Below are 12,457 nucleotides of genomic sequence, written 5' to 3' on the forward strand. Positions count from 1 at the left end.
ATGAGAGCCCGCGATATCCAATCGCACGCCGAAATTGGACGGCCGTGCGACAAAGCAAAATGTAAAAGCTGGGGGCTCTCTGTCTGGCTCACTCGAGAAGCCGCCGAACACGCCCGAGCGGTAATCCCTGCCTTTCGGGATTTCATCGGTATTAGGTAGCAAACTCACCAAGCGACTTATTAGCCACCCCACAGGCCGCAACGCGCGGCCATTTTGATTCTGTGAATCTGTTAGAAATCATCGCGTTACCTTCTTTGGGACGCATCAACTTGAACATGTTGCGAAATTCGCAACACAATCAACGGTGTTGATGATGGAAAAGTGCATTGAAATATCCGTTGCAGGGGAACCCGACTCACCATATACGGGTGAAGTCTTAAAACCGGAAGCCGATTCCATGTCCAAAACGGTCGATCAGGTCATCAGCGAGCTGGCCGCCGAAATCACGGCGGAAGAAGCGTCGCTGCGAAAGAAGAAAGAGACGGTCAACACGCTCTGCGGCGCTATCGGCCGTCCGCCAGCCTATTCATTGGAGAGCGCTGCTACGGCGCTGCCTACTCAGATTCGGTCAGATCAGTTTTACGGCCAGCCACTCGCTGCATCGGTTCGGACGATTCTGGAGATGAGGCGCGCACAGAACCTCGGCGCGGCAGCTAATCGTGAAATCTACGATTCGTTGGTTGCCGGTGGGTACGAGTTCGATACGAAGTCGGAGGACATCGCGCAAAAATCTCTGCGCAATTCGCTCGCGAAGAATACGGCATTGTTTCACAAGCTGCCGAACGGCCAATTTGGACTGTTGGCGTGGTACCCGAATGTGAAGAAGCCAAAAGCTAGCGCAGCCGTTCGCGGCGAAGACGAGATTGAAGAGCCGCCGACGAATGACAATACGGGCGAGTCGATCCTTGACTGACCGTTTAAACGAAAACCGGACCCGCAAGGGTCCGGCTGATCTCTAACCAAGTGCGGCACCCGTTGAAGGCGGGTCGAAAGGTAGGTGGTACATGATAATATAAGGCTATTCAGTACCGTCAGAGGCTATCGGTCGCGTTGGCGCGTGACTGGTAGCTTCTGAGACGGGCCGGGGCTGGTGCCGCTAGCTGGATTTCCACCCGCTGCCGGAAATACTTCGCACGCGCGATAATATCATCCGCCGCGACATTTACGACAGGCACGCTTACCTCAAAATTGCTAAATTACTATCGGGTGCGCCTGCGAAGTTCCGTAAGAAAGTCGACTTGGCTTGCCGAAATTTCAGCCCGTTGAAGCCGAGCAGCTTCAAGCCACAAATCTTCGCGTGTTTTCTCGCTGTTATTGTCATTTCGGATTTCACTTTCCTGCTTATAAGCATGGGAAGGGAAAGCCTTTGGGGCGAGAAGGCGAAGGTCTGTTGAGTTAGGCATGGTGTCCACTCCAGGTAAGGACACTACGATCTGTAGCGGCCGAACGTAAAAAAACAAAAACCAGCCGCAAAGGTTCCAGCTCTCTATTGGAACCTCAACGATTTGAGATGCTTAAGGGAACAGGCGCAACGAATCAACTCCAAGCATCAAAGATCGCTCAGAATGTCAATGATTCGTTGGAGTGAAGATACCCCTATTCCAATGCGCGAGCAGGTAGGTTTTAGGATAGAAGTTTCAAGACTGCAACGTCCATCGCAAATTACCCTTGCAATCCCCGAGAGACCGTACCGACCCGCTCTCTTTGAGCATCCGAAGCGCCTTGCTGACCCGCCTTGTCAGGTCCGTTACGTACTTACGATCCCGCGCGTCCTGACCGCTCAGCGCAACAATTCCTTGAGCTATCTCTCGGCTTCCTAACGGTCGCGGCGCATCCCGTAGCTCGTCCAAAATCGCCCGCGTTAGCTCTCCGCGCCCGAACAGGACTTGCCGCTTCTGGCGTGGCATTTCGGCGTCCAGATCGCCGGTATAACCGAGCGTCCCTAGCACCCGATCCAGCGCGCTAATGTCGTTTTTGATTTCGGCCATTCGATCGCGGATGCGCTCGGCTTCGTTGAACAGATCGGCGCGCTTTTTGAGCAAGCCCGAAATGGTGTGCTCGTAGGTATCGGTGCGGGCAAGGCGGATGGAGTCGGACATAGGCAGGAAGGTCGCAAAACGCGGCTCGCTAGACCATCCATTGCTTGGTGAGTTTGCTACCTAATACCGTTCTTATCCAACTCGAACGGCTGAACGACGTAATAGGTGATCTGGCTCATTTCTACTCTCCACTTTGATGACCACGATGTTTCTGCCCTCACCGCCGGCATGTCGGCATTCCGAGCAGTGAAACCGCCCCCAGGTATCCCGACCGGGCTCCAATCCGATCGCTGCCAATGCCTCCGTCGTAATCCGCCTTGCCCGGCCGCAATCCGAGCAATTCAACAAAAACGCTTCCAACAGCCCGCCCCGTTTGTTCTTCTTATGTTCTCATAAAACCTTGATCGCGGACGAGAGTCGAGTCCCCTGATTCGGAGACAGGGCCTGAATGTATTTTCTGATTATCGAAATTTTATAGTTGACTGATTTTCTGTTTTTCGAAATACTCTTCTCACGATCCAACACCACAGGGACCGGGGAGAGAGTGAATGCGATCCGCAGTATCCGCGCACAGCCAGTCATCGACTGTCCCGGCGCTTCACCTTCCAGCAACCGCCGCACAGCCCACCCCGTTCGCCACTGGCGTCGCGCCGACGATGTCGAGCCGCGAGATCGCGGAGCTGGTCGAGAGCCGGCACGACAGCGTCAAGCGCACGGTCGAACGCCTGGTTGAGCGGGGTGTAATCGGTCTTCCACCAACGGTGGAATACCCCGACACGCTAGGGCGGAAGGCTACTGAGTACCGGATAGGCAAGCGCGACAGCTACATTGTCGTCGCCCAACTCTCCCCGGAGTTCACTGCCCGGCTCGTCGACCGCTGGCAGGAGCTGGAGTCCACCAGTGGCCGCGCCCTACCGCAATCCTTTGCCGATGCCTTGCAGCTCGCGGCAGACCAAGCGCGTCAGATCGAACAACAGCACACGCTACTCATTGAGCAACAGCCTAAGGTCGAGTTTTACGACCAGTTCGTAAAAGCCGATGGCTTGCTCGGGTATCAAGAAGCTGGCACCGCCGCCGGCTGCTACCCGAACAAGTTCTGCAACTGGCTGAAGATCGACCATCTGTTTTATCGCGGCAAGAAGTTGATGCCGCGGTCGCAATTCGTCCGCCGTGGTCTTTTTGAGATCCGGCCAGAACTCGACGCCAACGGCGAGTCGCATCTGCGGGGCTGGGTTACGGCGAAAGGCGTCGAGCATTTTGCAAAGCATGCTCCCGACTGGATTCGGATCACCCCGCGGGAGGTGAAGCCGTGATCGATAAATCCTCAAATCGCGGCGAAGGACCGACCCCGGCCGCCATTCGCGAGGCTGTTGTGGATGCGGCGATGTGCGGCCTTAGACGCCGTAGAACGCCGTCCCGAAAGAACCCGCTGTATGTGCCGCCGACACCGGCAGACGCTGCATGGACCCACGTCTATGGCACGGCGCGTGCATTCGTGGAATGGGCGACCGACGCAAACATCAACCTCGCGACCACCGGCCTGCGCGAACGGGATGACAGCCAGGCGTCGAATATCCGCGCGGTTCGGGACTGCGCCAACATCTTCCGCGCGCTCGTGGAGCAGATCGATGCTCAATAGGCGCGTCGCGAATTTTACCGAGCTTGTTTGGTCCACGGTCGGCAATAGCGCTCCTGTCGATAAGCGCAGGATGGAGCTTCTGGGTGCAAGGGGCGTCAGCAGGTTTACACCGTCGGTGGAAACCTCCCACAAGGGCGCCGCGTTGATCGTCGCCATCGCCCTCTTCATTTCAACCGCCGCACTCTGGTCCGCAATCTTCTGCGGAGCGTGATCGGCGCGTCCGATCGGAGAACAGCAATGCTTCAGCTTCCACAAAGACCGGCTGAGACTGTCCCTTGTCCGCAAGTCGCCAAACCGGCCGGTGTCGATGCAGTCGATGCGATCTTCGGCACAACGCCGGCTGGCTTCGACCTGAACAACCAGCCCATTCCGATGCTGGTCTATTGGCTGAAAAAGGCCAGAGCGAAAGTGGACGGGATCACAGCGGATGCGCTCACAGCGGGCGAATATTCCGAAGCTGATCTGGCTGCTGCGATGACGCCCTTCAATCAGATTTTCGACGCCATTGTGAATGCTGAGTGCAACTCGGCTTCTGACGTTGCATGGCAAGTGCAGGCTGTCGTGGACTACCTTGACTGTCTCGAGACCGACAGCATCGAGGAAGCGGTTGATGCAACTCAGTTTCGGAAAATCGCGGCCAACCTGAAGCGCGCCACGGCTTTTCGGCAACCGAAGAAGATTCCGGGTAAAGCCTCAAAGGGACGGCGGTTAACGCGCGCGGGGTTACTACAGCGATATCAGTCTTTTCTAATCGAGGAACTTTTCACTCTGAGCTGCGAGCTCTATGGCGATCCACAATATGCGCTGCAATACGTTTTATTCGATGACGCGGTGCACAAGGCCCTCAAAACAGGGACGCGCAAACGAACTGACGTTTTTCTGGATTCCGTTAGCCTGACTTCACGCGCTCGATCGGTCTTGAAGTCCCTCAAAATCGACACTGAGAATGTGGGGCGCTGATCATGCTGCAGCTTCCTTTTTCCAGTCCCAGCAAAGCCATTCCGACGTCTTCGCCGCCTCTTAAGGACACCACGTTCGACCGCATCCGTCGTCACAAGGTTCTTGGCGAACAGGTCCTGGCTCTCTCGGAGGCGGAAGATCAGACCATCGCAGCAGCGCAGCAGATTTACGGTAAGCGGCCCCTCGCCCTCATCGCGTGGCATTACTATTCCGCCATCGGTGGCGATGAGATCAAGAGGGCGCGCCGCGAGTTCTTTGACCAGGGCATGCCTGCGGATGTCGTCGAGCGAGAGTATCTGGATGCCAAGCGTCGCTACCGGGAACGGAAGGCTGAGTGCCTGCGCTGGAACAAGGCGGCGGGTGTCTACCAGATCGACCGGCAAATCAAAGCCTTCGTCAAGGAACGTTGGAATATCATCCAGTCGTTCATTGATGAGCCGCCGCGCACCGCGAAAGCAGCGTCAGCGCTGATCTTCTACCTCCTGGAGTTTTACGATGGGTGTGAGTTCGATGAACTCGCATGCGATTGCCTCCGGGGAATTGCCAAGGTGTTGTCGCCGGACGGTCCACAACGCCTCCATGGAACCATCTGATGCTGTACGCATGGCCGGCCCGCGATCCGCGACTATCCCCCTCCCCGGTCCCGGAGTCCGGGGGGATTGGTCGTAGGGCCTGTGGATAGCGGACATGAATTTTCCGGCACCCGAGACTGTCACGCCAACCACGCCCCTGAGGCTTGAGGTAGCGGCCGAACTGGGCTTCCCTGGCGGGTCGATGACCGCGGCTTCGTTGCGGCGGCTGGTTGTCGCGAAAAAGCTCGCACACGAAAAGATCGCCGGAAAGTATTTCGTCACCCTGTCGGCGATTGAGGAAATGAGAGCGTTATGCCGCGTCCCAGCAAAGGCCCCCGACTTGCCCTCCAAAGATCCAGCGACCGGCATCCAACCTGGGTCATCCGAGACGGACAACGGACCCTCGGCACTGGCTGCGATGAACGCGATCGCGGAGGGGCTGAAAGAAAACTTGCGGCCTACATCCTCAAAAAGCACAACCCGCAAAAAGCGATCAGCCAAAGTGATCCGAATAGCATCAAGATAGCGGATGCCCTCGCTGTCGAGATTATGCGCATCGCGGCTTCATCAATGCCGGCGCACCGCAAGCGCGAATTGATCACCGTTTGCCAGAACATGGGAAACTGGTTTGGTGACCGCACTGTAGGCGACCTCGATGGCGAGTTGCAGCAAGAATACGCCGCGCAGCGCAACGCCTCAGTCATGAAAAAGGTCGGCGAGAAGCGGATTGTGGTCGGGACCGACCTGCCCGCCCCAAGCGCCGCCTACCGAGATCTGAAGATCCTCGCCGCCGCGATCAACCGGCACATCAAGCACAAGGTCGGCGGGGTGCAGGCCAAATTCCGGCCGGTGCTGCCGGCGCCGTCGAAGGCGCGCGAGCGCTGGCTGACCCGGGACGAGGCTGCCCGCTTGATCTGGGCAGCCTGGCGCGCGCGGCAGAAGTCGAACGGGTTCGGCCGGCGCGGCCAGCTCACCGCCCGCCATGTCGCCCGCTATATCCTGGTGGGCATCTACACCGGCAGTCGGAATGGCGACATCTGCAACGCAGCGGTGATGCCGACGATCGGCCGCGGCTATGTCGATCTCGACAGCGGCATCTTCAAACGGAAGCCGGACAACAAGGAGGCGACCAGCAAAAAGCAGCCGACAGTTCCGCTGCCGCCGCGGCTGCTGGCTCACATGCGCCGCTGGAAGCGCCTGGGTATCTCAGAGCATTCGGTGATCGAATGGCAGGGCCGGCCGGTGTCGGTCGTTAAAGAGGCGTGGGCCACGACCGTAAAGGCGGCAGGGCTCGACACGGACGTGAAGGAGCGTAAGATTCTGCGCCATACCCTCCGGCACACGGCGATCACCTGGTATCTGACGCCGGACCGGCGGACCGGCCGGGCCGTCGATATTGAGACGGTGAGCCTTTATTGCGGGGTATCCGTCGCCACGATCCGGAAGACGTACCGGCACGTCATGCCGGGAACCTTCGACACCTTGCTCGGCGCCGCGCAGACGTTCGGACGTTAAGGATGCGACGAAAGAGGCCGGCCCGCTGAGGCGGCCTTACTTCAGCGCATGTTGGTGCTCGACGACCAACACAGCCAGTTTTTCTTCGAAGGCGTGCATGTCTGCCTTAGTCAGGCAGATGCTGCTCGGATCTGTTAGATCCACTAGAAACCCGCGAATGCGGGCAATCGTTTGACGCAGATTTTCGCATTTACTGCACATCGATCCGCTCCGCTTGGCGGGAGCCGCTGCTCTCAGTCATCGATGGTTACCAGGGGACGGTCGATGATGAGGCTATAACGTCGCTAATTTAGTACAGTTCCTAACAAATCAGGAGTGTGGACCAACAATCGGATCAAAACTTCAGAGGATTAGTCCGGCGGCTTCAGCTCGCCAGCATTTTGAGCAGGTCAGTTGCTCGGTGGAAATGACCGTCCTGCCGCGTTCAGTGACGTTCCCGTTACTTCTTTGGGTCTGGCTCCGTCAATATTTGAATCGGACTGCGCATGCGTCCGCGCGTAGAAACCCTCGCCTGTACCTCCGCCAATGAAGTTGATCCGCCGGGCAAGATGCCCTACAAGCCGCCATGGCCCCGTAGGGGGCCATGAACATTTCAGGGGTGTTTCTGGTACGGTAACTGGTACGGACCACCCCCTCAGAACTCTAAATAGTTGGTTCGGCTGCGATATTTCGCTGACCGCAATCTAACCGCTCGAAAGGAGCGGGACAGCTGATGATCAGAAACCTTCTCATTGCAGTTGCAGCCGGCTGCGCGTCGGCGCTGATGTTCGCCTCGATCATTTCGGGAGCGCTCGTCTCACTGCTGCTGTTCTATCTGGCCCCACTGCCGCTGATGGTCGCGGCGATGGGATGGGGACCGACCTGCGCGGCGATCGGCGGCGCTCTGGCCGGCGCCGGGCTCGGCGGCATCTTCGGCCCGTCCTATTCCGCCGCCTTCGTGTTGACCGTCGCACTACCGGCGTGGTGGCTCGGGCACCTGGTCCTGCTCGGCCGCCCTGTCACGGCCGATGCGCCGCAGCACGGCACCGGCGCGGCTCCGGCCGGGCCGCCGCCTGTTGACTGGTATCCACTCGGACGCATTCTGATCTGGATCGCGTGCTTCGCCGCCCTGACCACGACCGCCGCGCTGCTCACGCTCGGTTCCGACGCATCGACGATTGCGGATACGCTGCGCCGCGGATTGCAGCACATTGTCAATGTGCAGGATGCGGCGTCACGCGATCGCAGCTCGGAGTTCGTCGATGCGTTTGTGGCCATCGCTCCCGCCGCAGCCGCAACGATCGCGATGACGACGCTGACGCTCAACGTGTGGCTCGCGGCCAAGGTCACCGCCACCTCTGGCCGGCTGCGACGCCCCTGGCCTGATATGAAAACAACAACGCTCCCGCCAATGGCGCTGGTTGCGACGACCGTGGCTCTGGCGCTGTGCTTCGTCGGCGGACTGCCGGCCATGCTGGCCCAGATCGTCACCGCGTGCCTGATGATGGCGTATGCGCTCGTGGGTTTCGCCGTACTGCACACGATCACGCTCGCGCAACGCGGCCGCACGCTGTGGCTCGCCTGCATCTACGCCGTCGTGCTGGTGTTCGTCTGGCCCCTCATCACGATGGTCGGCATCGGCATCGGCGACGCGATTTTCGGATTTCGCCAACGCTACCTGCAACGGCACATGCCTCCGCCGCTCGCACCTAAATCGTGAATTCAACGCAAACCCGCTCAACTCCGAACAAGGGGATCGAACATGGAAGTCATTCTGCTGGAACGCGTGGCCAAGCTCGGCCAGATGGGCGATGTCGTGAAGGTGAAGCACGGTTTCGCCCGCAACTTCCTTCTCAAACGCGGCAAGGCCCTGCGTGCGACCGCCGAGAATCGAACCAAATACGACGGCATGAAAGCCGAACTTGAAATCAACAACATCAAGGCCAAGGGCGAAGCCGCCAAAGTCGCCGAGAAGATCGACGGCCGCGACATCGTCATCATCCGCCAGGCGTCCGAGACCGGTCAGCTATTTGGCTCGGTCACGGTACGCGACATCGTGGCCGCGCTGGCCGAGGACGGCATCACTGTCAGCCGCCCACAGGTCTGGCTCGATGCGCCGATCAAGACGATCGGTCAGCAGAAGCTGACGGTCGCGGTCCATCCGGAGGTGGAAGCCCATGTCATGGTGACCGTCGCCCGCAGCGCCGACGAAGCCGAGCGCATCAAGCGCGGCGAGGATATCAGCACCCGACGGGAGGATCGCGATGCCGCAGCGGAGGCGATCGCCGCCGCCGGCGAATTCTTCGATCCGGAAGCAGAGCCCGACGATGTCGCCGAAGCCGGGGGCGAGCAGACCGCCGAGGAGAAGTGAATCCGGCGGCGCGAACGACGCTCGAACCTTTTCGCTTCCCATAACATCGGAAGCGAAAATTGACGCGTTTTCTTCACGCGAACAGGTAATCCATCCTCGGGTCAAGCCCGAGGACATGCTTTGCTTGAAAACGCTATCGTGGTCCGATTCCGACATCCGATCCGCTTCAGCGGCCGCACCTGTCCACAAAGCAAAACGGCCGGCACTTGAAGTGCCGGCCGTTTGATTCTTTGCGGTTACCCTCAGACCTTGAGCGGTTCCTTCGAGATACCGCCGGACTTCGGCTTGCGAGGCGGGGGCCGCCTGCGGGCACCCGGAAGTTTTTCGGGCTTGGGCGTGACCGGCCCCTCGAGGAACTCAAAACCGATCTTTTCGAGATCGACGCCGGCGACCGCTTCGTCCTTGACCAGAACGACGCGGACATGGCCGCCGCCCTTGAGCTTGCCAAACAGCACTTCGTCCGCCAGCGGCTTCTTGATGTGCTCCTGGATCACCCGCGCCATCGGCCGGGCGCCCATCTGCTCGTCGTAGCCATGCTGGACCAGCCAGGCCTTGGCCGGCTCGGATAGTTCGATCGTCACAAAACGATCCGCAAGCTGGGCTTCGAGCTGTAGCACGAACTTCTCGACCACCATGCCGATGACGTCCGTGCTGAGATGGCCGAACGAGACGGTGGCATCGAGCCGGTTGCGGAATTCAGGCGAGAACTGGCGGTTGATCGCTTCGTGATCATCCCCTTCCCGCTTGCTGCGCGTGAAGCCGAATGCAGCCTTGGCCATGTCGGAGGCGCCGGCATTGGTGGTCATGATCAGGATCACGTTACGGAAGTTGACCTGCTTGCCGTGGTGATCGGTGAGCCGGCCGTGATCCATAATCTGCAGCAGCACATTGTAGACATCGGGGTGCGCCTTCTCGATTTCATCGAGCAGCACCACACAATGCGGATGCTGATCGACGCCATCGGTCAGCAGGCCGCCCTGATCGAACCCGACATAGCCCGGAGGCGCGCCGATCAGCCGCGAAACGGTATGCCGCTCCATGTATTCGGACATATCGAAACGCAGCAGTTCGACGCCCATCGCCGCCGCGAGCTGTTTCGCGACCTCAGTCTTGCCGACGCCGGTCGGGCCGGAGAACAGGTAGGAGCCGATCGGCTTTTCCGGCTCGCGCAAGCCGGCGCGCGCGAGCTTGATCGCCGCCGTCAGGGCTTCGATCGCGAGATCCTGTCCGAACACGACGCGCTTGAGCGTCTGCTCGAGATGCTTGAGGACCTCGGCATCGTCCTTCGACATGCTCTTGGGCGGTATCCGAGCCATGGCCGCGATCGTGGTCTCGATTTCCTTGATGCCGATCGTCTTCTTACGCCTGTTCTCGGAAACCAGCATCTGCGCCGCGCCGGACTCGTCGATCACGTCGATCGCCTTGTCGGGCAGCTTGCGGTCGTGAATATAGCGCGACGACAACTGCACCGCCGCTTCGATCGCGTCGTTGGTATATTTCAGCTTGTGGTAGTCCTCGAAATACGGCTTGAGGCCCTTCAGGATAGCGATGGCATCCTCGACCGACGGCTCGTTGACGTCGATCTTCTGGAACCGGCGCACCAGCGCGCGATCCTTCTCGAAGTGCTGCCGGTATTCCTTGTAGGTCGTCGAACCCATGCAGCGGATCGTCCCCGACGCCAGCGCGGGCTTGAGCAGATTGGACGCGTCCATCGCGCCGCCGGAGGTGGCACCGGCGCCGATCACCGTGTGGATCTCATCGATGAACAGAATCGCATTCGGGTGCGCTTCGAGTTCCTTGAGCACCTGCTTCAACCGCTCTTCGAAATCGCCGCGATAGCGGGTGCCGGCCAGCAGCGTCCCCATGTCGAGCGAGAAAACGGTCGAGGCCGACAGCACCTCGGGAACTTCGCTGTCAACGATGCGCTTGGCCAGCCCTTCCGCGATCGCGGTCTTGCCGACGCCGGCATCGCCGACAAAGAGCGGATTGTTCTTCTGCCGGCGGCACAGCACCTGAATCGCTCTGTTGATCTCGGCGTGTCGCCCGATCACCGGGTCGATCTTACCGTCTCGCGCCTTCTTGTTCAGGTTGACGCAATAAGTCTCGAGCGCGTCGCCCTTCTTCTTGGCGTCGTCGCCGCCGCTCTTCGATTCGGTCTCCTCGTCGACGCCGCGCACCGGACGCGCTTCGGAAACGCCCGGACGTTTGGCTATGCCATGGCTGATGTAATTCACCGCGTCATAGCGCGTCATATCCTGCTCCTGCAGGAAGTAGGCGGCATGACTTTCGCGCTCCGCGAAGATCGCGATCAGCACGTTGGCGCCCGTTACCTCTTCTCGGCCGGACGACTGCACGTGGATCACCGCACGCTGGATCACGCGCTGGAAACCGGCCGTCGGCTTGGCGTCGTCGGCGGCGTCCGCCGCCACCAGATTCTCGAATTCGGTTTCGAGATAGTTCACCAGGCTGCCGCGCAGCTTGTCGAGATCGACGCTGCAAGCCCGCATCACAGCGGCCGCATCCGAATCGTCGACCAGCGACAGCAAAAGGTGCTCAAGCGTAGCATATTGGTGATGCCGCTCATTCGCGATTGCGAGCGCCCTATGCAGGGATTGTTCCAGGCTTTGAGAAAAAGTTGGCATTCCGCGTCCTCTGCAGTCTCTTGGCCATCATGATCGCCATCGCCCGGTCAGGCAACAACAACCTTCGTCAACAATATAGTAATACACTATCCCGGGGGAAGGGTCGATTCAGAGCAGAAATCGCGTCATCCTGTTCCGAATCTCGTCCGAATCTCGCAGAGGCATGGATGAACCACGCGCGGATTCGCGCCAGCCAAATCCGGGAGCCTGCAAGACCCGTTGGCGCAAGATCCCGTTCCGATTTCGCCGAATGGTGCAGCTATTTTTTTTCCATCACGCATTGCAGCGGATGCTGGTGCTTGCGCGCGAAATCCATCACCTGCGTCACCTTGGTCTCGGCGATCTCGTAGGTGAACACGCCGCATTCGCCTATACCGTGATGGTGGACGTGCAGCATGATCTCGGTGGCGGCCTCCACATCCTTCTGAAAGAACTTCTCGAGGACGTGAACGACGAACTCCATCGGAGTGTAATCGTCGTTCAATATCAGCACGCGGTAGAGATTGGGACGCTTGGTCTTCGGTTTGACTTTGGTGATGACCGAAGCGGCCGGATCGCCCCGCCCGTCGGTGCGATCTTCGTCGTTACCCATTCTCGGTGCAGGCGCTGAACGGATATCCTCCACCAGCAGCACGGAACTCCCAGATGTTTGAATGGCAGGCAGCTTCAACATGGCTCAAGCGTTCAATATCTCCGCAGGATGAACGACAGCGGGCAAAGTAGCCACGCGGTCGTATCAA

Annotated in this window: 13 protein-coding genes; 10 read left to right on the forward strand and 3 right to left on the reverse strand. The window is 59.4% G+C overall.

Annotated elements, in window-relative coordinates; translation table 11 throughout:
* Positions 1-397: 397 nt before the first annotated feature.
* A complete protein-coding gene (locus tag NHAM_RS12285; RefSeq protein WP_041357530.1) occupies positions 398-913 on the forward strand; it encodes a hypothetical protein in 516 nt (171 codons plus the stop codon).
* 724 nt (positions 914-1,637) lie between these two features.
* Here the strand turns inward: NHAM_RS12285 and NHAM_RS12290 are convergent.
* Positions 1,638-2,099: a hypothetical protein gene (locus NHAM_RS12290; RefSeq protein ID WP_011508810.1), complete on the reverse strand. Its 462-nt coding sequence runs from the start codon at positions 2,097-2,099 to the stop codon at positions 1,638-1,640.
* A 596-nt stretch (positions 2,100-2,695) separates the two neighbouring features.
* Between NHAM_RS12290 and NHAM_RS12295 the strand changes: the two genes are divergently transcribed.
* From NHAM_RS12295 to rplI, 9 genes are all read left to right on the forward strand, one after another.
* Positions 2,696-3,352, forward strand: coding sequence for a Rha family transcriptional regulator (locus tag NHAM_RS12295; RefSeq protein WP_049769333.1), 657 nt, complete (start codon positions 2,696-2,698; stop codon positions 3,350-3,352).
* Positions 3,349-3,678: a hypothetical protein gene (locus NHAM_RS12300; RefSeq protein ID WP_011510873.1), complete on the forward strand. Its 330-nt coding sequence runs from the start codon at positions 3,349-3,351 to the stop codon at positions 3,676-3,678. Before NHAM_RS12295 ends, NHAM_RS12300 begins: the two co-directional genes overlap by 4 nt.
* Positions 3,668-3,889 carry a hypothetical protein gene (locus NHAM_RS12305; RefSeq protein WP_041358062.1) on the forward strand — a complete coding sequence of 74 codons (222 nt, stop codon included), beginning with the start codon at positions 3,668-3,670 and terminating at the stop codon, positions 3,887-3,889. The genes NHAM_RS12300 and NHAM_RS12305 overlap by 11 nt, the downstream gene beginning before the upstream one ends.
* A gap of 26 nt (positions 3,890-3,915) precedes the next feature.
* Positions 3,916-4,638 carry a hypothetical protein gene (locus NHAM_RS12310; protein WP_011510874.1) on the forward strand — a complete coding sequence of 241 codons (723 nt, stop codon included), beginning with the start codon at positions 3,916-3,918 and terminating at the stop codon, positions 4,636-4,638.
* A 2-nt stretch (positions 4,639-4,640) separates the two neighbouring features.
* Positions 4,641-5,231 (forward strand): hypothetical protein, encoded by a 591-nt coding sequence (locus NHAM_RS12315; RefSeq protein ID WP_011510875.1) that lies wholly within the window; start codon positions 4,641-4,643, stop codon positions 5,229-5,231.
* Between the two features lie 94 nt (positions 5,232-5,325).
* Complete coding sequence (locus NHAM_RS24910; protein ID WP_198136928.1) at positions 5,326-5,736, forward strand: excisionase; 411 nt, start codon at positions 5,326-5,328, stop codon at positions 5,734-5,736.
* 23 nt (positions 5,737-5,759) lie between these two features.
* Complete coding sequence (locus tag NHAM_RS24030) at positions 5,760-6,725, forward strand: hypothetical protein (RefSeq protein WP_081434995.1); 966 nt, start codon at positions 5,760-5,762, stop codon at positions 6,723-6,725.
* A gap of 712 nt (positions 6,726-7,437) precedes the next feature.
* Complete coding sequence (locus tag NHAM_RS12325; protein WP_011510877.1) at positions 7,438-8,424, forward strand: hypothetical protein; 987 nt, start codon at positions 7,438-7,440, stop codon at positions 8,422-8,424.
* Positions 8,425-8,466: 42 nt separating this feature from the next.
* Entirely contained in the window at positions 8,467-9,075 is a 609-nt protein-coding gene (gene rplI / locus NHAM_RS12330; protein WP_011510878.1) for a 50S ribosomal protein L9, read from the forward strand.
* 242 nt (positions 9,076-9,317) lie between these two features.
* On the opposite strand, the gene clpA is transcribed toward rplI, so the two are convergent.
* Both clpA and clpS read right to left on the reverse strand, forming a co-directional pair.
* Positions 9,318-11,717: an ATP-dependent Clp protease ATP-binding subunit ClpA gene (gene clpA / locus NHAM_RS12335; RefSeq protein ID WP_011510879.1), complete on the reverse strand. Its 2,400-nt coding sequence runs from the start codon at positions 11,715-11,717 to the stop codon at positions 9,318-9,320.
* 259 nt (positions 11,718-11,976) lie between these two features.
* Complete coding sequence (gene clpS / locus NHAM_RS12340; protein WP_041358064.1) at positions 11,977-12,309, reverse strand: ATP-dependent Clp protease adapter ClpS; 333 nt, start codon at positions 12,307-12,309, stop codon at positions 11,977-11,979.
* Positions 12,310-12,457: the final 148 nt, after the last annotated feature.

Source organism: Nitrobacter hamburgensis X14, assembly GCF_000013885.1.
GTDB lineage: Bacteria > Pseudomonadota > Alphaproteobacteria > Rhizobiales > Xanthobacteraceae > Nitrobacter > Nitrobacter hamburgensis.

Coding starts and splice junctions, on each gene's coding strand:
- clpS (WP_041358064.1), bottom strand. CDS start 12,309: ATGGGTAACGACGAAGATCGCACCGACGGGCGGGGCGATCCGGCCGCT.
- NHAM_RS24030 (WP_081434995.1), top strand. CDS start 5,760: ATGCGCATCGCGGCTTCATCAATGCCGGCGCACCGCAAGCGCGAATTG.
- clpA (WP_011510879.1), bottom strand. CDS start 11,717: ATGCCAACTTTTTCTCAAAGCCTGGAACAATCCCTGCATAGGGCGCTC.
- rplI (WP_011510878.1), top strand. CDS start 8,467: ATGGAAGTCATTCTGCTGGAACGCGTGGCCAAGCTCGGCCAGATGGGC.
- NHAM_RS12285 (WP_041357530.1), top strand. CDS start 398: ATGTCCAAAACGGTCGATCAGGTCATCAGCGAGCTGGCCGCCGAAATC.
- NHAM_RS12290 (WP_011508810.1), bottom strand. CDS start 2,099: ATGTCCGACTCCATCCGCCTTGCCCGCACCGATACCTACGAGCACACC.
- NHAM_RS12295 (WP_049769333.1), top strand. CDS start 2,696: ATGTCGAGCCGCGAGATCGCGGAGCTGGTCGAGAGCCGGCACGACAGC.
- NHAM_RS12305 (WP_041358062.1), top strand. CDS start 3,668: ATGCTCAATAGGCGCGTCGCGAATTTTACCGAGCTTGTTTGGTCCACG.
- NHAM_RS12310 (WP_011510874.1), top strand. CDS start 3,916: ATGCTTCAGCTTCCACAAAGACCGGCTGAGACTGTCCCTTGTCCGCAA.
- NHAM_RS12315 (WP_011510875.1), top strand. CDS start 4,641: ATGCTGCAGCTTCCTTTTTCCAGTCCCAGCAAAGCCATTCCGACGTCT.
- NHAM_RS24910 (WP_198136928.1), top strand. CDS start 5,326: ATGAATTTTCCGGCACCCGAGACTGTCACGCCAACCACGCCCCTGAGG.
- NHAM_RS12325 (WP_011510877.1), top strand. CDS start 7,438: ATGATCAGAAACCTTCTCATTGCAGTTGCAGCCGGCTGCGCGTCGGCG.